We start from the raw sequence: 21,738 nt of genomic DNA, 5'->3' as shown, positions 1-21,738 counted from the left end.
GGGTCGTTGCTCGATGAGTGAGCACCTCTGAGACGCGCAGCCACCGGCAGACCCTGGAGGTGCTCGCCGGGTTGATGCTCGGCATGTTCCTGGCCGCGCTCGACCAGACGATCGTCACCGCGGCCATCCGGACCATCGGCGACGACCTGCACGGGCTCAGCGTGCAGGCCTGGGTGACCACGGCCTACCTGATCACGGCGACCATCTCGACCCCGCTCTACGGCAAGCTGTCCGACATCTACGGACGCAAGCGGTTCTTCCTGGCCGCGATCTCGATCTTCGTGGTGGGGTCGGCGGCCTGCGCGTTCGCCGGATCGATGTATCAGCTGGCCGCGTTCCGGGCGGTGCAGGGGCTGGGTGCGGGCGGGCTGTTCTCACTCGCGCTGGCCATCGTCGGCGACCTCGTACCACCCCGCGAACAGGCTCGCTACCAGGGCTTCTTCCTGGCCGTGTTCGGGTCGGCGAGCGTGCTCGGGCCGGTGATCGGCGGGTTCCTGGCCGGCACCGACGAACTACTCGGCATCGCCGGGTGGCGCTGGGTCTTCCTGGTCAACGTGCCGATCGGTGCGGTCGCGCTGGTCGTGGTGGCGCGGGTGCTGCGCATCCGGCACAACCGGCGCGATCACCGGATCGACTGGTGGGGCGCGCTGACCATCTGCGTCTGCCTGGTGCCGTTGCTGACCGTGGCCGAGCAGGGGCGTACGTGGGGATGGGGTTCCGGCCGGTCGGTCGCCTGCTACCTCGTGGGCTCCATCGGACTGGTGGCATTCCTGTTCGTCGAATCGCGAATGGGGCCGGCCGCGCTCATTCCGCTGCGCTTCTTCCGCAACCGCACGTTCGCGCTGACCGCGGGCGGCGGGTTCGTCACCGGAATGGGCATGTTCGGTGGGCTGGCGTTGCTGCCGCTCTACCTGCAGATCGTGCGCGGCGCGACACCGACCGAATCCGGGTTGCAGCTCCTGCCGATGACGGCCGGGATCATGATCGGCTCGCTCGTCTCGGGACAGACCATTTCCCGTACGGGAAAATATCGCGTCTTTCCCGCATCCGGTGCGGCTCTGATGATCGTGGGTCTCGTCCTGCTGCACACCGTGGGTGTGGACACGCCGTTCTGGCACACTGGTGTCCACATGGGAATCTTTGGTCTCGGGCTCGGTTTCGTGCTCCAGCCGGTGACGCTGGCCGTGCAGAATGCGATGCCGCCGACCGAGATCGGCGTGGCCACCGCGTCGTCGACGTTCTTCCGGCAGATGGGCGCGACGGCCGGAACCGCCATCTTCCTGTCGATCCTGTTCGCCACCGCGGGCGATAAGATCGCCGCCGCGTTCCGGACGGACACCGCCTTCCAACGCGCGATGCAGAACCCCGCCGCGGCCGCGGACCCGGCCCTGACCGGGGCACTCCACGGCGACAAATCAGCCCTGGACGACACGTCCTTCCTCGAACGGGTGACGCCGGTGCTGGCCCATCCGTTCAAAGTGGGTTTCTCGGACGCGGTGGACGCCATTTTCCTCGTCGCGGCGGCCATTCTGCTTGTTGCGTTCGTCCTTTTCCTGTTCCTTCCCCACGTGCCCCTGAGAACGGCGGCGGCCGGAGCGCCGTCCTCACCTGAACACGCTCTCGCCCGTGCCGACCTTTCCGACCTTGACGCCGATCTCGCCCGGCTCTTCGATTCCGGGCCCAGCTTCGAACGGACACCCAACATGGAGACTGCTCAGCTGACCGACGACCCCACCACCTCGTTCGACGAGCCGACCGGCCCGGGCGACGCGGTGGTGCGCGGGCGCATCGACGGACCGGGCGGCCTGCCGCTGCCCGGGGCCACGCTGACGATCACCGACTTCGCCGGGCAGCAGCTGGCCCGCGCGGTGACCGCCGAGGACGGCTCGTACCGGATGGTGCTGCACACCGGCGGCTCACTGCTGCTGATCTGCGCAGCCGACCGGCACCAGCCGGCCGCCGCGGTGATCAACGTGGCCGCGGGCGAGATAAGGCGGGTGCTGTCGCTGGCCGGGGCCGGGCAGATCACCGGGCGGGTGACCGACCGGGCGGGACGCGGCCTGCCCGGCGCCACGCTGACCCTGACCAACCAGAAGGGTGAGGTGGTCGCGACGACGACCGCCGGACCGGACGGGCGCTATCAGCTGCCCGGTCTGGACGGCCCGGAATACACGCTGACCGCGACCGCCCCGCACGCCCGGCCGGCGTCGCGCACGGTCTCCCCCAACGAGTCCGGGCCGGTCGACCTGGCCCTGGCCGTGGGCGGCGTGCTGACCGGCAACGTGCGGGCGGCCGGGTCGGGCCACCCGATCCCGCAGGCGTCGGTGGTGGCGGTGGACCGCTTCGGCCGGGTGGCGGGCGCGGCCACGACCGATCACGAAGGGCACTACGAGCTGCGCGACCTGCCGCCGGGCATCTATACGGTGGCGGCCAGCGGGCACGCCCCGGTCGCGACCCGGGTCGAGCTGACCGGCGACCACGCGGCCCATGACATCACGCTGGGCACACCGGCCGTCCTCACGTCGCTCCACTGAGGACAACAGTTATCCACAGCCGGGAGTTATCCACAGCGAATCGCCTCCGCACCGGGCCGGCCTCGCAAAACACGTCAGACTGACGCCAGTGGCGGAGGCCCCCCGGTGGTGGGTGGGTGATGTGCGGGGCTCATTTTTTCTCTCCGCAATGCGGGCAGCTCGCGTCGCGACCGTCGGCGGGCCAGAGGTAGACGACCAGGTCGCCGGTCTCTCGGGCCAACTCCGAAGCCAGCTCCCGGCCGCGACGATCCCAGTCGGCCCAGTCCTCGGGGGTGGTCGGCGGCGCGTTCTCCAGCGAGTGCAGGTCCGGGCCGCGCTGGTGGTCGTTCTGCCACTGCGCCCACTCCTTCAACGCGACCGCCAGCTCGTCGCTGATGCCGAGGTTGCGCGGGCCGAGGCCGCCGTGGACGTCCCGGGCCGGGTGGCCGCCCCGGGCGGGGAGGGTGAACCAGCCCCACACCGGGAACGCGCCGTAGTCCGGGAACATCTCGAGCCGCCGGCCGGTCGGCGGACGCCCGCGAGGGCAGAACGCCGAGTGCCGACGCGGATCCGTCACGGGATCAGGTCGTTGACGCAGCGCAGGACCGGACGGCTGGTGAGGGCGTCCGGATCCAGGGGCTCGGCCGAGGTGACCGTGAACGTGACCGACTCGCCGGGCAGCACGGTGACGGCCGCGCGGTCGGTTTCGGCGGCCGGGGAGAGCCGGTCGGGAAACAGCGTCAGCGACCGCAGGATCGACCGCGCGTGGACAGTCACCTCGGCACCGGAGACCGAGGCGGTGTAGTCGGCGGCCGGCCACGGGATGTCCTTGTCGGACGCCCAGAACCACGTCACCTCGCCGGCCACCAGGAACTCGGTGAGCGGATCGCCGGGCGTCGCCACCTCGTCGGGCAGGGTCAGCGTGACCGCGTCGCCCGGCTCGATGGCGGCGACCGCCTCGAACGATGCCAGGACCTCGCCGGCCAGGTTGCGGCGGCTGACGGTCGTCTGCAGGGCCCACACGGAAGTGCCGTCGTTCACGGCCACCAATGCGGGCGGGGCCGAAACGGGGACGACCGTGCCGGGTTCGATGTCGGTGAGTGGTCCGCCGGCGGTGAGAGATTTTCCCGTACGGGGCTGAAAGGTCACCAGCCGATCGGCGTAGGCGTCGCGCATCGCGTACCACAGAGGCTTCTTGCGCCCGTCGCCGTCGATCGCCGCCCATGAGGTGACCGGCCAGCAGTCGTTGAGCTGCCACATGATCGTGCCGGCGCAGATGCCCCGCAGCGACCGGAAGTGCTCGATGCCGAACTGCAGCGCGCGGGCCTGGTTGAGCTGGGTCAGATAGTGCCAGTCGTCGAAGTCGGCCGGAACCGGCAGGTGATTGGCCAGGCCCCGGGCCAGCTTCTGGTCACCGCCGATCGCCTTCTGGTGGTGAGCCATGCCGGGCGAGTCGGGTGCGAGTGCGGCGTCCGAAATGGATCGGCGCAGCGTGGAGAACGTGGGCGGGGCCTGGAATCCGAACTCGGCAACGAATCGCGGGCGGTAGGCGCCATATTTCGTGTAGTCGTCGGTGTTCCACACGTCCCAGATGTGCGTCGTGCCGTAGGACGGATCGTTGGGGTAGCGGTCGGGGTTACCCGAGTACGGGCTGCCCGGCCAGTACGGGCGCGTGGGGTCGAGCTCGCCGACGATCCGGGGCAGCAGGTCGTAGTAAAAACCGGCTCCCCACGTACGCCCGTTCAACGCCGGCTTCCAGTCCCAGTCCTCGTGGCCCCACAGATTCTCGTTGTTGCCGGTCCACACGAGCAGGCTGGGATGCGACGCCAGGCGGACGACGTTCTCGCGGGCCTCGGCCTCGATCTCGGAGCGGAACGGCTCCTCCTCGGGATAGGCCGCGCAGGCGAACAGGAAGTCCTGCTGCACCAGGAAGCCCATCTCGTCGGCCAGCTCGTAGAAGTCGTCCGACTCGTACCGGCCGCCGCCCCACACCCGCAGATAGTTGACGTTGGCGTCGGCCGCCTGCTGGAAACGGGTGGCCAGCCGGTCCCGGGTGATGCGGTCGGCGAACACGTCGTCCGGGATCCAGTTGATTCCCCGTACGAAAACCGGCACGCCGTTGACGACCACGGTCCAGCCCCCGTCGGTCGTGTCGACACGCGCATCCCGGAATCCGATCTTGCGCGTCCACGAGTCGAGGTGCTGATCCCCGGCGGAGAGCGATACCACCAGGTCGTACAGCGAAGGCGAGCCGTAGCCGCGCGGCCACCACAGGTCGGGCTCGTCGACCTCGAGGATGAGCAGCGCCTCGATGCCGTCGACGGTGGCCTGGGCGGTCCGCCCGCCGACCGATGCCGTGATCTTCACCGGGTCGGCCGAGAGCCGGTCGAGTCGGACCCGCAGCTCGACCCGGCCGACGCCACCGGTCACCGTGACCTGGGGCCGCACCTCGGCCAGCCGGGCGACCGACCAGGTCTCGAGCCCGATCGGCGACCAGATGCCCGCCGTGACCAGGGTCGGGCCCCAGTCCCAGCCGAAGTTGCAGGCCTGCTTACGGATGAAGTTGAAGGGTTCCTCGTACGCGTTCGGCCGCGCCCCGAGTCGATCGCGCTGCTGTTCGGCGTACGTGTAAGCGCTGGTGAACTTGATCTTCAGCTCGTTGTCGCCGTCGCGCAGCAGCGGGCCGACGTCGAAGCGGTAGCCGCGGTGCATGTTGGCCGTCTCGCCGACCCGCTCGCCGTTCAGCGTGATCTCGGTGACCGTGTCGAGGCCGGCGCAGACGAGATCGGTCCGCTCCCCGAACCGGGGCGCGGCCGCGAACGTCGTCTCGTACGTCCAATCGGAGCGCCCGATCCACGACAGCGCGGTCTCGTTCGCGTCCAGGTACGGATCCTCGATCCGCCCGGCCCGCAGCAGGTCGGTGTGCACGCAGCCGGGCACGGTGGCCGGGAGGCCGGAGACGGTCCAGCCGTCGTGCAACTGTCGGTACGAGGTCACGGTTCTCCTTTTGCGGGCCCGTGCCCGCGACTGGCGTCAGCCGCGGGCACGGAGATCAGGACTTGACGGCGCCTTCCATGATCCCTCGCACGATCTGGCGCCCGCCGATCAACAGCAGGACGATCAGCGGAACGGTGGCCAGGAACGCGCCCGCCAGCACCCGCCGATAGATCACGTAGTTGCCGCTGGCCAGGTCGGACAGGGCGACCATCGAGGTCGGGAAGTCGGTGCCGTTGAGCTGGATCAGCGGCCACTGGAAGTCGTTCCAGGCCATCACGAAGGTGAGCAGCCCGAGCACGGCCAGCGCGGGCCGGATCGCCGGCAGGATGATGTTCCAGTAGACGCGCATGTTCAGCGCCCCGTCGATCCGGGCGGATTCCACCAGTTCATCCGGTACGGCGTGGGCGATGAACTGGCGCATGTAGAACACCCCGAACGCGCTCACCAGGCTGGGCGCGATGACCGCCAGCAGCGTCTGGTTCCAGCCCACCTTGTCCATCACGATGTAGAGCGCCACGATGCCCAGCTGGCTCGGCACGGTCAGCGTCAGCACGACCACGACCAGCAGCGCGTTGCGTCCGCGGAAGCGCAGCTTGGCGAACGCGAAACCGGCCAGCGAGCAGAAGAACAGCGTGGACAGCGTGATCACGCCCGACACGATGACGCTGTTGATCAGCGACGCCGCGAAGAACACCTCGTTGAGCGTGAACACCTCGTGGACGTTGGTCCAGAACTCGCCACCGGGGATGACCGACGGCGGCATCTGCGCCACGGCTTCGTCGGTGCTCGTCGAGATGACGAACATCCAGTAGACCGGGAAGGCCGAGAAGAGCAGGACCAGACCCAGGCCCACGTACGTCAGCCAGCTCCCCCGGGTGTCCTGCGGAGCGCGATTCACGTACGTCTTGGTCATCGCTCGCCTCCGATGCGCCGTGTGAGCAGGGTGTTGATGCCGGCGACGATCAGGATGATCAGGAACAGCGCCCACGACATGGACGCCGCGTAGCCGAGATCCAGGTCCTTCCAGCCGACCTTGTAGATCAGCTGGGCGATCGTCTGGAACTGGTGGTCCGAGCCGCCGCTGGCCGACTGCGGGTTCTCGTCGAACATCATCGGCTCGTTGAACAGTTGCAGCCCCCCGATGGTCGACAGGATCACGGTGAACACCACGACCGGTTGGATCATGGGCACGGTGATCCGCCACAACTGCCGCCACGGACCGGCGCCGTCAACCGCCGCCGCCTCGTACACGTCCTTGGGAATCGCCTGCATCGCCGACAGGTAGAGCAGGGCGTTGTAACCGATCCACTTCCAGTTGACCATCGTGGCGATGGCCAGCCAGGCGCTCCACTTCTGGGCCCGCCAGTCGAGCGGGGTCTCGTGCCCGAAGCCGACCAGCGACAGGAACCAGTTGGCCATGCCGTTGTCGCGGGCGAAGAAGATCGCGAACACCAGGGTCGAGGCGACCACCGGCGTCAGGTAGGGCAGCAGGATGCCGATGCGCCAGAACGTGTTACCGCGCAGCCGGCGGTTGAGCAGGTTGGCGATGATCAGCGCGATCAGCAGCTGCGGCACCGTGGAGAGGATGAAGATGCCGAACGTGTTGCCCAGCGCGTTCCAGAAGTCCTCGTCGGTGAGCAGGCGCTGGAAGTTGTCCAGGCCGACCCAGCCGTTCGCCGCCGGGTCGTCGAGCTGCCAGTTCCGGACGGCGACGATCCCGTTGAAGATCAGCGGGAAGACCCCGAAGATGCCGAACAGGATGAAGAACGGGGAGATGAAGACGTACGGGACGGTCTTGTTGTCGAACCGGTAGAGCCAGCTCCTGGTTTTGACGTTCTTCGGCGGCGGGACCTGGCGATGCGACGCCGGCCGGAGCTCGGTGAGGGACACGGCCACTCCTAGGAGAGAGCGGGGCGGCGTGTGCGCCGCCCCGCCGTCGGAACTGCCTTACTTGGCGGTCTTGGCGACCTTGTCGGCCTGCTTGACCGCTTCCGCCCAGGCCGCGTCCGACTTCAGACCGCCCTGCTGCACGCGCGTGATCACGTTCTCCACGGCCACCCGGGTGGGGCCGTTCTTCTTGCCCAGGTACTGCGGCTTCAGGTTGGCCGCGGTGGCCGCGAAGATCTGGCCGGTGGGCGCGTTGCTCATGAACTCCTTCTTGAAGGCCAGCACCTTCGGGTCCTTGTAGAGCTCGGGCTGCGAGGGCAGGTTGCCGACCGTCTCGAAGACCTCGATCTGCTGCTCCGGGGCGACCATCCACTTCACGAAGTCCACCGCGGCGTCGATGTTCTTGCCCTGCGACGGAACGGTCCACCACGAACCGCCCCAGTTACCGCCGCCGCCCGGGATCGCGGCGATGTCCCACTTGCCCTTCTGGTCGGGCGCGGTCTCCTGGATGTGGCCGAGCATCCAGGCCGGGCAGGCCAGGACGGCGAACTGGTCCTTTTTGAAGCCCTGGTCCCAGTTGGGCTGGAAGCTGGCCAGGTTGGCCGAGATGCCGGCGTCGATGGCCTTCATGCTCACGTCGAACGCGACCTTGGGGCCGCCGTTCATCTGCAGCTGCTCCTGCTCGTCGTAGAAGCCGACGGGCTGCTGGGCCAGCACCGGGTTGAACATGTTGGTGCCGGAGTCGACGAACTTCTTGCCGGTCTTGGCCGTGTACTGCTTGCCGACCTCGATGAACTGGTCCCAGTTGGACCAGAGCTTGGAGACCTGGTCGCGGTCGGTGGGCAGGCCGGCCGCCTTGAACAGGTCGGAGCGGTAGCACATGGCCAGGCCGCCGACGTCGGTGCCGAGGCCGATCTGCTTGCCGTCGGCCGACATCGACGCCTTCCACTTCCAGTCCAGGTACTTCGACTCGTACTCGCCGGCGCCCTTGTCGAGCAGGTTGACGAACTTGTCGGCCTGGTTGCGGAACTGGACGATGAAGCCCTCGTCGACCGCGGAGATGTCCGGGGCCCCGGAGCCGGTCACCAGCTTCTTCTGCAGGTCTTCGTGCTGGGCGTTGAACTCGCCGCTGTTCAGCACGATCTTGACGTTCGGGTGCGCCTTCTCGTATTCGGCCTTCAGGTTGTCCAGGCCCATGTCGCCCCAGAACGCGACCTTCAGCGTGATCTGCTCGCCGCCCGCGGTGTTGCTGGAGCTGTCGCCCTCGAGGTCGCGACCGCTGCATCCCGCGATCACCAGGGTTGCGGCCAGGCCGGCGGCAACCACGCCCAGAGTCCGTCTCATCGAATCCTCCGTACGGAGTGAGTGTTTACTGAACCGGGTAAGTTGTGGAGACGCTAAGCCGCCACTCGATGAGTGTCAATACCGTGTTACGCCGGTGATTTGTCAACGTTGTCAGTGACGATTAAGCGGTGTGAAACGGACTTTCCCGGCCAGCCTGGTTTACAAAGCACGGTGTGGTCGCCAACACTTAACCGATCAAGAAGTTCAGTAGCCGCTCGTTCTGGTCAGCAGGTCTCGCCGTGAGAGCGCTCTACCGATTCCGGCCCCGGTAAACTCCGCCGGTAGGCTCGGCGGGAACAGAGGAGACCGAGTGAAGCGGCCCACGATCGCCGACATCGCGCGGCGGGCGGGCGTGTCCAAAGGCGCGGTGTCCTACGCGCTGAACGGCCAGCCCGGCGTCTCCGAAGCGACCCGGCAGCGCATCGTGGCCATCGCCCAGGAGATCGGCTTCAACCCCAACAGCGCCGCGCGGGCGCTGTCCGGGGCGAGCGCGCGCGCCGTCGGGCTGACGCTGTCCCGGCCGGCCCGCATCCTCAGCATCGAGCCGTTCTTCATGGGCCTGATCAGCGGCTTCGAGGCCGAGCTGGCCGCCCGGTCCTACGCGCTGACCCTGCAGGTCGTCGCCACCCCCGAGCAAGAGGTGGAGGTCTACCGCCGCTGGTGGGGCGAGCGCCGGATCGACGGCGTGATCGTCACCGACCTCCGGGAGAACGACGTCCGCATCCCGGTGCTGCAGCAACTGCAACTGCCCGCGGTGGTGATCGGTGGCCCGGGCGACACCGGCAAGATCGCCCAGGTGTGGTCGGACGACGCCGGCGCGATCACCGAGACGGTGCGCTACCTGGTGGCGCTCGGCCATCGGCGGATCGCCCGGGTCAGTGGCCTGCCCGGCCTGTTGCACACCCAGACGCGCACCCGGGCGTTCAACGACATCTGCGCCGCGCTCGGCCTGACCGAGGCGCTGACCGTGCCGTCCGACTACACCGGCGAAGAGGGTGGCCGGGCCACCCGCCGCCTGCTGATCGGCACCGAACGGCCCACCGCGGTCATCTACGACAACGACGTGATGGCCGTGGCCGGGCTGGCCGTGGCGCAGGAGATGGGGCTCGCCGTCCCGGGCGACCTGTCCATCGTGGCCTGGGACGACTCTCCGCTCTGCAGCCTGGTGCACCCGCCGCTGACCGCCCTGTCGCGCGACATCGCCGAGTACGGCGCGCACGCCGCCCGCGAGTTGCTCGCCGCCATCGACGGCAAGCAGGTCAGCAACGTCGAGGCCGGCACCGCCCACCTGACCCCGCGCGGGAGCACCGCACCGCCGCGTTGAGGCCTCAGCCCCGGTGCGTCTCCAGATAGGCCTCGATGCGCTCGGCCGGGGCCGGGCGGCCCAGCGCGAAGCCCTGGCCGTAGAGGCAGCCCGCCTTGGCCGCGCGCTCGATCTGCTCCTCCGACTCCAGCCCCTTGGCGACGATCTCGAGGCCGAGCCGGCGGCCCAGACTGACCACCACGTCGATCACGGCCGGGCCGTGGCCCACAGTGGTCTCGGGCGCCGAATTGGCCAGCGAGGCGTGCAGCTTGAGCATGTCGACCGGCAGCCGCCGCAGGTGGGACAGCGACGCCTGCCCGGCGCCGAAGTCATCGAGGGCGGCCCGCACCCCGAGCTTGCGCAGCCCGGCCAGCGAGGCCACGATGGCCGGCACGTCCTCGGCGATCCAGGCCTCGGCCACCTCGACCACCAGGCGTTCGGGGGCCACGCCGTAGCGCTTCAGGGTCGACGCCACCCGGTCGGGGAACCGGGCCGTGAGCAGCTCACGCGGCGAGACGTTGACCGACAGCCAGAAGTCGTTGTCGCCGCCCGCCCAACCGGAGAGCTGCTTGCACGCGGCGTCCAGCACCCACTCGTCGAGCTCGGCCGAGATGCCCACGGCCCGGGCGATCGGCAGCAACTCGTTGGGCAGGATCGTGCCCATCTGCGGGTGCCGCCAGCGCAGCAGCGCCTCGACGCCCACCGGCTGCTGGTCCCGCAGGTCGACCACGGGCTGGAAGACCAGGTCGAGCTCGCCCCGTTCAGCCGCGCCGAGGATCTCCCGCTCGAGATCCATCCGGCGGTTGAGCTTCATCTCGACGTCGGGGTCGTACCACTCCACGCGGTCCAGGCCGAGCTGCCGGGCGCGCTTGCGGGCCAGGTCGGCGTGCCGCAGCACCTCGTCCGAGTCGGCGCCGCCGGCCAGCTCGGCCAGGCCGATGCTGGCGTGCAGCTCGACCACCGTGCCGGGCAGCTGGTGCGGCTCGGCCAGCACGGTCGCGATCCGGGTGGCCAGCGCGTAGGCCAGCACGGCGCCGTCGGTCGTCAGCACAGCGAACTCGACACCGCCGAGACGAGCCGGCACGTCGTCGGGGCCGAGCAGGCCACGCAGACGCCGGCCGACCTCGATCAGCACCGCGTCACCGGTCTCGCGGCCCCGGGTGTCGTTGATCCCGGCCAGGCCGTGCAGGTCGATCACCAGCAGGGTGCCGGGCCGACCCGCCCGTCGCCGGTAGGCCAGCAGGTCGCGCATCAGCGCCCGCCGGTTGGCCAGCCCGGTCAGCTGGTCGGTGGCCGACAGCCGGTGCAGAGCCCGCTCGAGGTGGCGCCGCTCGCCGATGTCGCGGACGTGCACCACCAGCGCCGCCACCTCGGGCACCGACCGCTGGTCGGCGATCGTCGACTCGGTGTCGCGCCACAGGTCGGCGCCGTCCCGCATGCGGGCCGTGAGCAGCACCGGAGGGCCGTCGGCGGCCGGGCCGGCGAGCACCGCGTCGATCGTCTCCCGAGCCTGCTCGGCGTCGTCGGGGTGGATCAGGTCGCGGAACTCCCGGCCGACCACCTCGTCGTCGTCGAGCCCGAACAGCCGGGACGCGGCCGGCGACTGCCAGCGGATCCGCAGGTTCTCGTCGAGCACCAGGGTGAGGTCGGTGGCCCCGGCGACCAGCGACCGGAAGTGGGCCTCGGCGGTCTGCAACTGCCCCGCGTAGCGCCGGATGTCGTGCACGACCAGCAGCTCGCGCATGACCAGCACGGCCACCATGGCGATGCCCAGGATGATGCTGGTCGTGTCGAACTCGCGGGCCACGATCAGATGCCAGACCGCGGCCACCACGCCGACCCCGGCGGGGACGGCCAGCAGCGGATAACTGGCCAGGTATTGATCCGGGTTGCGCGGCTCGAGCGGTGCCACCGGCAGGTCACGGCGGGTGCCGCCCTCGACCGTCAGCGCCAGCCCGGCCACGATCGGCAGGCCGAACGCGGCCAGCGGACGTCCGTCGAGGCCGGCCGTGAGCAGCGTCGCGATCGCACCCAGCCCGGCCAGCACGAGGATCGCCCCGAGGCCGCAACGCAGCACCGGACGGCGCGGCGGCCAGCCCCGCAGCACGGCGACCAGCACGACCGCGGCGCCGGTGGCGCCGACCATGATGACCGGCAGGCTGCCCGGGTGGGCCGAGCGCTCGGGCGTGAGCAGGTAGCCCGCGAACGCCAGGCTCACCCCGAGGCCGAGACCGTCGAAGGCGCGCCGCGAGTGGACCACCCAGCCCTTGCCACCCCCGGGCAGCAGCAGCGTGCCGACCGCGTAGCAGGCGGCGGCGAGGCCGAAGAACACGGTCACCCAGACCGCGACGTCGGGCGGGGAGAGCACGGTGAGCAGCGTGGCCACGGCGGTGCCGAGAGCGCCCATCCCGACGAAACCGGCACCCCGGCAGGCCACGAACGAGCGGTCGGTGTGGTGGATCGAGAGGGCGGCCCGGACCAGGAGCGCGCAGGCCCACAGGGCACAGCCACCGGCCCCGGCGGCGAGGGCGAGCGCGGGCGGGACCGGCCCGGCCACCCCGGCCAGCAGCACGATCGCGGCCGCCACGGGCACACCCAGGAACCACACCCGGCCGCGGGGGCGGGTGGCGTGCGCGGGGGCTGGCACTGCCACGTCGACGGATCCTTCGATGCTCGTCGTTGAATGAGGGGGTCGGGAGACCTGCACCGGACAACGAACGTCCCCCGAACAGGTTACGGCCGGGCATTACCCCGCGCACCTGGAGAATAGTCGGGTATGGACGCTGGTCGTACGGGTCCGGCGGCGGCGCTGTCCGGCCCGGGTGGGAGGATGGGCGCGTGCCCAAGCCCCGCCTCCGCGTCCGCAAATCCGGCGCCCTCATGGTGGCCGCCGCGATCGCGTTCGTCGGCGGGATCCCGCTGACCGGCGAGTCCCGGTGGTTCGCTCTGCTCCTGCTCGTCCCGGCCGCCGTCTACGTCTGGGCCTGGCGCGCCGGCACCGACGTCTACCCCGACGAGCTTCGGGTCCGTGCCCTGTTCGGCAGCACCCCGGTGCCGTGGGAACGGATCAGCGAGCTGGCCCCGGGCCGGCGTGGGCAGATGTCCGCCCTGCTCGACAACGGCAACGTCATCCGGCTGACCGGCGTCACCCGGGACAATCTGCCGCGCGTGCTGGCGGCCGGTGGCCAGCCGGTGGGCGACTCCGACGAACTGTGATCTCGTTCCCAGGCGGCCTCGCTACCCTGGGTGCGTCGCATCTCGAGGAGGTCGAGTGATCGTGCGTACCCGCCGGGTCCGGGCCGCCGCGGTGGCGCTGGCCGCCGTGCTGGGGTTGACCTCGGCGTGCAGCTTCGGGCCGCCCGATCCCGACCAGCAGGGCGCCCCGCCCAACCTGCCGACCCCGTCGTCCGACCAGTCCGGCGAGGCCGACGACCCCAGCGGCGGCAGCTCCGAGGTCGCGGTCACGGTGCTGGCCAAACAGCTCGACGTGCCGTGGGGCATGGCCTTCCTGCCTGACGGGTCGGCCCTGGTCACCGAGCGCGACACCGGCCGCATCCTCAAGGTCGGGCCCGAGTCCGACGCCGAGGGCCTGACCGTCACCGAGGCCCAACGCCTGTCCGAGGTGCAGGCGTCCGGCGACGGCGGCCTGCTCGGCATCGCCGTCTCGCCGAAGTACGAGACCGACAAGACGGTCTACGTGTACTACTCCACGGCCAAGGACAACCGGGTCGGCAAGCTCGTGCTCGGCCAGAAGCTGACGCCGATCCTCACCGGCATCCCGCGCTCGACCGACGCCAACGGCGGCGCGCTCGCCTTCGGCCCCGACGGTCAGCTCTACGCGGGCACCGGCGACGGCACGCCGACCGGCTCGCAGGCGCCCAACCCGAAGAGCCTGGGCGGCAAGATCCTGCGGATGACCACGGCCGGCAAGCCCTCGGCGGGCAACCCGGTCAAGACCAGCCTGGTGTGGAGCTCCGGCCACCACAACGTGCAGGGCATCTCGTGGGACAAGACCAAGCGCATGTACGCGAGCGAGAGCGGCCAGAAGAAGTCGGGCGAGCTCAACGTGATCGCCAAGGGCAAGAACTACGGATGGCCCAAGGCCGACGGCACCAGCACCGACCCGAAACTGGCCGACCCGCTGTTCAGCTGGACGACCGACGAGTCGGGCTGCTCCGGGGTGGCCGCGCTCGACCAGACGATCGCCACCGCGTGCCTGCTCGGCAAGCGGGTCTACCTGCTCAACGTGACCGAGAACGGCACCGTGCTCGGCACGCCGCAGCAGGTGCTGGCCAACGAGTACGGCCGGCTGCGCAGCATCGTGGCCGCGCCCGACGGGTCGCTCTGGGTCGGCACGTCGAACCAGGAGGAGGGCGGCGAGCCCGGCCCCGACGACGACCGGATCATTCGGCTTGTCTTCTCGGACGGCGGCGCCGGGCGCAGCTGACCGTGCCACCGTGGGAGAGACCACACACGGTTTGACGAGCGGAGGGGCAGGGCAGGTGAGCCGACGATGACCGAGCAGACGGCCTCGACGGCACCGACGACCTGGCAACGACTCGTTTCGGCGGGGCGGCGGTTCACGTACGGGACGGGACGGGTTTTCGGTCGGATCCGGCGCAACCCGTGGAGCCGGCGGGCCCGGGTCTCGGCCATGGTCGGCCTGATCGGCGTGGGCGGCGTGGTGATCGGGACGCTGCTGTTCGGCCACGCCACCGTCAACGTGGGTCCGTTCCGGGCCGAGATGTCGATCAGCCCGTCGATCTTCGGCGGCACCGAGGTCGATCTGCCGCCGCTCGGCTCGCTGCACCTCGACAGCCACGACGGCCCGGTCCACCTCAAGGTCAACCTGGCCGCCCTCGACCAGAACCGCACCGAGGCCCTGATCGACGACCCGGCCGCGATCAGCCGGGCCGGCGAGAACGCGGTCGACGACGTGCGTACCGGCGTGATCCGGCTCGGCGTCCGGACCCTCGGCATCGCCATCCTCAGCGCCATGGTGCTCAGCGCGCTGATCTTCCGGAACGTCCGCCGGGTCGCCGCCGCCGGGGTCACCGCGCTGGTGGTCACCGGCGGGAGCTTCGGGCTGGCGGCAAGCACGCTGCGGCCCGACTCGATCGCCGAGCCCCGCTACGAGGGCCTGCTGGTGAATGCGCCGGCCGTGGTCGGTGACGCGCGGCGGATCGCCGACAACTACGGGCGCTACTCCGAGCAGTTGCAGCAGATCGTCAGCAACGTGAGCCGGCTCTACACCACCGTGTCGTCGCTGCCGGTCTACGAGCCGGCCGAGGGCACGACCCGCATCCTGCACGTCTCCGACCTGCACCTGAACCCGTCGTCGTTCGGCCTGATCCGCACGGTGGTGCAGACCTTCGACATCGACGCCGTGATCGACACGGGTGACCTGGTCGACTGGGGCAGCACGGCCGAGACGGGGTACGCGTCGTCGATCCCGTCGGTCGGCGTGCCGTACGTCTGGGTCCGGGGCAACCACGATTCGGCGTCGATCCAGTCCGCGGTCGGGCGGCAGCGCAACGCGATCGTGCTCGACAACAAGATCCAGACGGTGGCCGGGCTGACCATCGGCGGGATCGGCGACCCGGAGTTCACCCCGGACAAGAGCGAGACGCCCGCGGCGCAGAACGACGCCGAGGCCGCGGCCCAGTCGCCGCTGCTGCGGGCGGGCACCCAGCTGGCCGACACGATCCGGGCGTCGGACAAGCCGGTCGACATCGCGCTGGTGCACGACCCGGCGATGGCGCCGCCGCTCTCCGGGGTGGTGCCGCTGGTGCTGGCCGGGCACAAGCACCAGCGGTCGGTCGAGCTGATGCAGCCGCCCACGCCGGCCCCCTCGGCGTCGCCCTCAGCCGCCCCGTCGGCGGGTGCGACCGTGCCCGAGATGTCCACCCGGCTGATGGTCGAGGGGTCGACCGGCGGTGCCGGGCTGCGCGGGCTGGAGAAGGAACAGCCGACGCCGCTGAGCCTGTCGGTGCTCTACTTCGACGAGAAGCACGAGCTCAAGGCGTACGACGACATCCAGCTGGGCGGCACCGGCCAGTCCAACGTGGAGATGCAGCGCAACGTGATCGGTGCGCTGCCCTCCCCGTCGGTGTCCGTGTCGCCCAGCGGCTGATCTCTTACACGGCGCCCAGGCGCTCGAGGATGAGCTCGCGCACCGTCTTGGCGTCGGCCTGGCCCCGCGTGGTCTTCATGACCGCGCCGACCAGCGCCCCGGCCGCGGCCACCTTGCCGTCACGGATCTTGGCGGCGATGTCGGGGTTGGCGGCGATCGCCTCATCGACGGCCGCGGTCAGCGCGCCCGTGTCGGAGACGACCTCGAGACCCCGCGCGGCCATGACGGCGGCCGGGTCGCCCTCGCCGGCCACGACGCCCTCGAGCACCTGACGGGCCAGCTTGTCGTTCAGCTTGCCGTCGTCGACCAGCTTCTGCAGCGCGGCCACCTGGGCCGGGGTGGCACCCACGGCGGCCAGGTCGACCCCGGTCTCGTTGGCCCGGCGGGCCAGCTCACCCATCCACCACTTGCGGGCCCCGGCGGGCGACGAACCGGCCGCGATGGTCTCCTCGATCAGCTCGACCGCGCCGGCGTTGGCCACCGACTCCATGTCGATCTCGCTGATCCCCCAGTCTTCCCGCAGCCGGGCCCGCTTGCTGCTCGGCTTCTCGGGCAGGGCGGCCTTGAGCTCGGCGACCCAGGCCGGGTCGGGCGCGATCGGCACCAGGTCGGGCTCGGGGAAGTAGCGGTAGTCGGTCGCCGTCTCCTTGGAGCGGCCGGGACGGGTGTCGCCGGTCGTCTCCTGGAAGTGCCGCGTCTCCTGGAAGATGCGGGTGCCTTCGTCGAGCAGGGTCGACTGCCGGATGATCTCGGAGCGGACCGCACGCTCGACCGACCGCAGCGAGTTCACGTTCTTGGTCTCGGTGCGGGTGCCCCACTCCTCACCCGGCTTGTTGAGCGACGTGTTGACGTCGCAGCGCAGCGAGCCCTGCTCCATCCGCACGTCGGAGACGCCCAGCGAGCGGATGATGTCGCGCAGCTCGGCGACGTAGGCCTTGGCCACCTCGGGGGCGAGCGCGCCGAGGCCGGGCACCGGCTTGGTCACGATCTCGACCAGCGGGATGCCGGCCCGGTTGTAGTCGACCAGCGACTCGGTGGCGCCGTGGATGCGACCGGTCGCGCCGCCGACGTGCAGCGACTTGCCGGTGTCCTCCTCGAGGTGCACCCGCTCGATGCCGATGCGGTAGTCCTTACCGCCGACCACGACGTCGACGTAGCCCTCGGTGCACAGCGGCTCGTCGTACTGGGAGGTCTGGAAGTTCTTCGGCATGTCGGGGTAGAAGTAGTTCTTCCGCGCCATCCGGCACCACGACGCGATGTCGCAGTTGAGCGCGAGACCGATCCGGATGGTCGCCTCGATGCCCGCGCGGTTGGCCACCGGCAGCGCGCCCGGCAGGCCCAGGCAGACCGGGCAGACCTGGGTGTTGGGCTCGCCGCCGAACTCGGTGCGGCAGCCGCAGAACATCTTGGTGGCCGTGCCCAGCTCGACGTGGGTCTCGAGGCCGATGACCGGCTCGTACCGCGAGACGGCGTCCTCATAGGAGTTCAGCGCGGTGGTGGTCATGCGGACGCCTCCAGGGTCGGCGGGGTCAGGGTGCCGACGGCCGACTCCAGCGCCGCGGCGACGCGGTACATCCGGTCGTCGGCCATCGTCGGGGCCATCACCTGGAAGCCGACCGGCAGGCCCTCGGAGAGCCCGCACGGAACCGAGATCGCCGGGCCGCCGTACAGGTTGGTGGGAATGGTGAAAAGGTCGGCCAGATACATCTGGTAGGGATCCGACGTGCGCGAGCCGAACGGGAACGCGACGAACGGGGTGGTCGGCGAGACCAGCACGTCGACCTTCTGCCACGCCGACTCGAAGTCGCGGGTGATCAGGGTGCGGATCTTCTGCGCCTGCCCGTAGTAGGCGTCGTAGTAGCCGCTGGACAGCGCGTAGGCGCCGATGATGATGCGGCGCTTGACCTCGGGGCCGAAACCGGCCTCGCGGGTCAGCGACATGACCTCTTCCAGCGAGTGGCGGCCGTCGTCGCCGGTGCGCAGGCCGTAGCGCACGCCGTCGAAGCGGGCCAGGTTGGACGAGGCCTCGCTCGGGGCGATCAGGTAGTAGGCCGGCAACGCGTACTGGAAGTGCGGGCAGGAGACCTCGACGATCTCGGCGCCCAGCTTGACCAGCGCCTCGAGCGACTCGTGGAACGCGCTCAGCACGCCCGGCTCGGACCCGTCGCCGGCGAACTCCTTGACCACGCCGAGCTTGACGCCGCTCAGGTCGCCGGTCGCGCCCAGCCGGGCCGCGCCGACCACATCGGGCACCGGCTGCGGGATCGACGTCGAGTCGCGCGGGTCGTGCCCGGCGATCACGGCGTGCAGCAGCGCGGCATCTTCCACGTTGCGGGCGCAGGGGCCGGGGGTGTCGAGCGAGGACGAGAACGCGATCAGGCCGTAGCGCGAGGTGCCGCCGTAGGTCGGCTTGGCCCCGACCGTGCCGGTGACCGCGCCGGGCTGGCGGATCGAGCCACCGGTGTCGGTGCCGATGGCCAGAGGAGCCTCGTACGCCGCCAGAGCCGCCGCGCTGCCACCGCCCGAGCCACCCGGGATGCGACCGAGGTCCCACGGGTTGTTCGTCGGGCCGTACGCCGAATACTCCGTCGACGAGCCCATCGCGAACTCGTCCATGTTGGTCTTGCCGAGCATCACCGTGCCGGCCGCACGCAGCCGCTCGACGAGCGTCGCGTCGTAGGGCGGCCGCCAGCCCTCCAGGATCTTGGAGGCGGCGGTGGTGGGCACGCCCTTGGTGGCGATGACGTCCTTGACGGCGATCGGCACACCGGCCAGCGGGCCGGTCACCTTGCCGGCATCGACGTCAGCGGCCGCGGCCAGCGCGCCCTCGCGGTCGACGTGCAGGAAGGCGTGCACCCGGGCGTCGACGGCGTCGATGCGGTCGAGGTGGGCGGTCGCGACCTCGACGGCCGAGGCCTCCTTGCCCGCGATCGCCTTGGCGAGCTGCGCCGCCGACATCGTGGTCAGGTCAGACACAGCGTCAGTCCTCCTCAGCGAGAATCTGCGGAACCCGGAACCGGCCCTCGAACGCGTCGGGGGCGCCGGAGAGCGCCTCGTCCTGCGTGAGGCTCGGCGCCGGAACGTCGTCGCGGTAGACGTTGGTCAGCGGCACGGAGTGTGAGGTGGGCGGGATGTCGTCGGCGGCGACCTCGCCGACCCGGGCCACGGACTGCAGGATCACGTCGAGCTGCCCCGCAAACCGATCGAGCTCCTCCTCGGTCACGGCGAGCCGCGACAGGCGCGCGAGGTGCGCGACCTCTTCGCGGGAGATGGCGGCCATCCTGCCCCCACTTTCTGTCCAGACATGTCACTGACCGTACGAGTCTATTTCGCTCTTCAATTCCACCGTCGTCCGGGGAGTCGTCACCCGTACGGCGTAATTTCTGCTCAATGCGCGTTTGGCACCGTATGCCGATTTGATAACGGCAATGCGGTTTCGCGGCGAATTGACCATGTGGATCTATCGTGAGAACGATCGCTGATCGAGGCCATGGTGGAGGTCGCATGGACGCTGTACGCCCCCACACCCGACGACGGCGCGCCCTCGTGGTCACCGGTCTGCTCGTGGCCGGCATCGACGGCCTGCTGTGGGGGCTCGACCAGGAGACGTTCGGGGCGCTCCCGGCCGCGTACTGGATGATGGGTCTGCTGGCCGTCATGGTCGACGCGCGGCCCTACGTGGTGGCCAACCGGCGGGCCAGCTCGGTCATCCTGCCCTCGATCTGCTTCACCTTCGCCATCGCCCTGGCCTGGGGCTACGGGCCCGCGCTGGCGGTCCAGCTGATCTCAGTGACGGTGGCCGGCTTCCGGATGCGGCACTCGGTGCGGCGCATCCTGCACCTGGCCGTGCAGCACGCGGTCGCGCTCGGGGCGGCCTCGCTGGTCGTCGAACTGGTGTCGCTGCGGATCGGCCCGGGCCCGGACTGGGGCGACGCCCTGCTGACGGTCGCGGCTGCCGGGGCCTGGATCGTCGCCCGCTACGGGCTGGCCGCGGCCGTGGCCCGTTCGATGGCGGACCGGCCGGGACGCCTCCAGCGCCTCCGGCGGCTCCGGCGGTTCGGCGTCGAACTGCTCGCCACGGCGGCCCTGCTGCTGCTCGGACCGGTCGTGCTGGCCACCGCCCAGGTCGGCCTCGCCTTCGTGCCGCTGGTGCTGCTCGCGCTGCACGCCGTCCATCGGATGGTGCGCTCGTCGGGCGAGTTCGAACGGGCGGCCCGGATGGACGCGCTGACCGGCCTGCCCAACCGGCGGGCCCTGCACGCGGCGGTGCTGTCCCAGCCCCAAGGGCGGCGCCTGGCGCTCCTCCTGCTCGATCTGGACCGATTCCGTACGGTCAACGACGCCCTCGGCCACGGAGTCGGTGACCTGCTGCTGGCCGAGGTGGCGCGCCGGCTGTCCGCCGTAGTACCCGGCCACGACCTGGTGGTGCGGCTCGGCGGCGACGAGTTCGCGGTGCTGGCCACCCGGGTCGACGGCCCGCCCGCGGCCCGCCGCATCGCCGAGCACCTGGCCGAGGCGCTGAACCGGCCGTTCGCGCTGAACGGCACGCCGGTCGACGTGACCGCCTCGATCGGGATCGCGGTGCAGCGGGAACCGGGCGGGGACAGTGCGACGCTGCTGCGCGAGGCCGAGTCGGCCATGTACGACGCCAAGCAGCGCGGCGACCAGGTCGCGGTCTACGGCCCGGACGCCCCGCACCACACGCCGGACCGGCTGGCCCTGCTGGCCGACCTGCGGCAGGCTCTGGGCTCCGCCACCTCCCCTTCCTCGGCTGACGGCATCGCGATCTTCTATCAACCGCAGATCGCCATCGCGACCGGCGAAGTGGTCGGAGTGGAGGCATTGCTGCGCTGGCGGCACCCGACGCGCGGCCTGGTCGGGCCGGAGGAACTGATCCGGGTGGCCGAACCGACGCCGGTGATGCGACTGCTCACCGGACGGGTGCTGCACGAGGTGGTGGCGCAGCTGGCGGCCTGGCGCGACGCCGGCCGGCCGTTGCGCGCGGCGGTCAACGTGAGCGTGCGCGACCTGCACGCGGGCGACATCGCCGATCGGGTCGACGACCTGCTGCGGGAGTACGCCGTCCCGCCCGACCTGCTCCAGCTCGAGATCACCGAGAGCGCGCTGATGGCCGACCCACATCGAGTCCTGAGCACGATCACCCGCCTGGACCGGATGGGCATCGCGATCTCGCTCGACGACTTCGGCACCGGCTATTCGTCGCTGCAGCACCTGCGCCGCCTGCCCCTGGCCGAGGTGAAGATCGACCGCTCGTTCGTGCTGGGCATGTCGGACGACCACGGCGACGCGGCCATCGTGCGCTCGGTGATCGACCTGACCGAGGCGCTGGGGCTGAGGGCCGTGGCCGAGGGCGTGGAGGACGAGCGCACGTGGCGCCTGCTGGCCGAGGCCGGCTGTCACGCCGCCCAGGGCTGGTTCCACGCCCGCCCGATGCCAGCCACCGACCTGGCCGACTGGCTGGCCCGTTACCGCCCGCTACGCCCGTCGGTCGCGCTGCCTACTCCTTCGCAGTAGCACCCGCGCGCGCCCGCCTAGGACGT

At 70.5% G+C, this 21,738-nt stretch carries 15 protein-coding genes; 6 read left to right on the top strand and 9 right to left on the bottom strand.

The window, feature by feature from the left end; genetic code table 11:
• The first annotated feature begins 17 nt into the window (after positions 1–17).
• A complete protein-coding gene (locus KOI35_RS00860) occupies positions 18–2,534 on the top strand; it encodes an MFS transporter (RefSeq protein ID WP_308120721.1) in 2,517 nt (838 codons plus the stop codon).
• Between the two features lie 130 nt (positions 2,535–2,664).
• Here KOI35_RS00860 and KOI35_RS00855 read toward each other — a convergent pair whose 3' ends face one another.
• Genes KOI35_RS00855 through KOI35_RS00835 form a run of 5 tightly spaced genes read right to left on the bottom strand, consistent with a single transcriptional unit; the run spans position 2,665 to position 8,741 of the window.
• The gene (locus KOI35_RS00855) at positions 2,665–3,090 is read right to left on the bottom strand and encodes an immunity protein CdiI family protein (RefSeq protein ID WP_215784042.1); all 426 of its coding nucleotides are present in this window, start codon (positions 3,088–3,090) and stop codon (positions 2,665–2,667) included.
• Positions 3,087–5,510 carry a glycoside hydrolase family 2 protein gene (locus tag KOI35_RS00850; RefSeq protein WP_215784041.1) on the bottom strand — a complete coding sequence of 808 codons (2,424 nt, stop codon included), beginning with the start codon at positions 5,508–5,510 and terminating at the stop codon, positions 3,087–3,089. The genes KOI35_RS00855 and KOI35_RS00850 overlap by 4 nt, the downstream gene beginning before the upstream one ends.
• Positions 5,511–5,565: 55 nt before the next feature.
• Positions 5,566–6,423: a carbohydrate ABC transporter permease gene (locus KOI35_RS00845; protein ID WP_215784040.1), complete on the bottom strand. Its 858-nt coding sequence runs from the start codon at positions 6,421–6,423 to the stop codon at positions 5,566–5,568.
• The gene (locus KOI35_RS00840; RefSeq protein WP_215784039.1) at positions 6,420–7,400 is read right to left on the bottom strand and encodes a carbohydrate ABC transporter permease; all 981 of its coding nucleotides are present in this window, start codon (positions 7,398–7,400) and stop codon (positions 6,420–6,422) included. Before KOI35_RS00840 ends, KOI35_RS00845 begins: the two co-directional genes overlap by 4 nt.
• 57 nt (positions 7,401–7,457) lie before the next feature.
• Positions 7,458–8,741, bottom strand: coding sequence for an ABC transporter substrate-binding protein (locus tag KOI35_RS00835; protein ID WP_215784038.1), 1,284 nt, complete (start codon positions 8,739–8,741; stop codon positions 7,458–7,460).
• A 310-nt stretch (positions 8,742–9,051) separates the two neighbouring features.
• On the opposite strand from KOI35_RS00835, the gene KOI35_RS00830 reads away from it, so the two are divergent.
• Positions 9,052–10,065 carry a LacI family DNA-binding transcriptional regulator gene (locus KOI35_RS00830; RefSeq protein WP_215784037.1) on the top strand — a complete coding sequence of 338 codons (1,014 nt, stop codon included), beginning with the start codon at positions 9,052–9,054 and terminating at the stop codon, positions 10,063–10,065.
• Between the two features lie 4 nt (positions 10,066–10,069).
• Here the strand turns inward: KOI35_RS00830 and KOI35_RS00825 are convergent, their stop codons facing one another.
• Complete coding sequence (locus KOI35_RS00825) at positions 10,070–12,697, bottom strand: putative bifunctional diguanylate cyclase/phosphodiesterase (RefSeq protein ID WP_308120720.1); 2,628 nt, start codon at positions 12,695–12,697, stop codon at positions 10,070–10,072.
• A gap of 185 nt (positions 12,698–12,882) precedes the next feature.
• On the opposite strand from KOI35_RS00825, the gene KOI35_RS00820 reads away from it, so the two are divergent.
• From KOI35_RS00820 to KOI35_RS00810, 3 genes are all read left to right on the top strand, one after another.
• Positions 12,883–13,260, top strand: a complete 378-nt coding sequence (locus KOI35_RS00820) for a PH domain-containing protein (protein ID WP_308120718.1) — start codon at positions 12,883–12,885, stop codon at positions 13,258–13,260.
• A 55-nt stretch (positions 13,261–13,315) separates the two neighbouring features.
• Positions 13,316–14,491 (top strand): PQQ-dependent sugar dehydrogenase, encoded by a 1,176-nt coding sequence (locus tag KOI35_RS00815; RefSeq protein WP_308120717.1) that lies wholly within the window; start codon positions 13,316–13,318, stop codon positions 14,489–14,491.
• Positions 14,492–14,557: 66 nt separating this feature from the next.
• Positions 14,558–16,177 carry a metallophosphoesterase family protein gene (locus KOI35_RS00810; protein WP_215784036.1) on the top strand — a complete coding sequence of 540 codons (1,620 nt, stop codon included), beginning with the start codon at positions 14,558–14,560 and terminating at the stop codon, positions 16,175–16,177.
• A 4-nt stretch (positions 16,178–16,181) separates the two neighbouring features.
• On the opposite strand, the gene gatB is transcribed toward KOI35_RS00810, so the two are convergent.
• The 3 genes from gatB to gatC are packed head-to-tail and all read right to left on the bottom strand — an operon-like array spanning position 16,182 to position 19,457.
• A complete protein-coding gene (gene gatB / locus KOI35_RS00805) occupies positions 16,182–17,681 on the bottom strand; it encodes an Asp-tRNA(Asn)/Glu-tRNA(Gln) amidotransferase subunit GatB (protein ID WP_215784035.1) in 1,500 nt (499 codons plus the stop codon).
• The gene (gatA, locus tag KOI35_RS00800) at positions 17,678–19,153 is read right to left on the bottom strand and encodes an Asp-tRNA(Asn)/Glu-tRNA(Gln) amidotransferase subunit GatA (protein WP_215784034.1); all 1,476 of its coding nucleotides are present in this window, start codon (positions 19,151–19,153) and stop codon (positions 17,678–17,680) included. Before gatA ends, gatB begins: the two co-directional genes overlap by 4 nt.
• Positions 19,154–19,157: 4 nt before the next feature.
• Positions 19,158–19,457 (bottom strand): Asp-tRNA(Asn)/Glu-tRNA(Gln) amidotransferase subunit GatC, encoded by a 300-nt coding sequence (gatC, locus tag KOI35_RS00795; protein WP_215784033.1) that lies wholly within the window; start codon positions 19,455–19,457, stop codon positions 19,158–19,160.
• 224 nt (positions 19,458–19,681) lie between these two features.
• Here gatC and KOI35_RS00790 point away from each other — a divergent pair, with 224 nt between their 5' ends.
• Complete coding sequence (locus KOI35_RS00790; protein ID WP_215784032.1) at positions 19,682–21,712, top strand: putative bifunctional diguanylate cyclase/phosphodiesterase; 2,031 nt, start codon at positions 19,682–19,684, stop codon at positions 21,710–21,712.
• The last annotated feature ends 26 nt before the right edge of the window (positions 21,713–21,738 follow it).

Source organism: Paractinoplanes bogorensis (assembly GCF_018829635.1).
Classification (GTDB): Bacteria; Actinomycetota; Actinomycetes; order Mycobacteriales; family Micromonosporaceae; genus Actinoplanes; species Actinoplanes bogorensis.
Note: the sequence above shows the minus strand (reverse complement) of the source record. Positions and strands in the feature narration are given on the sequence as shown.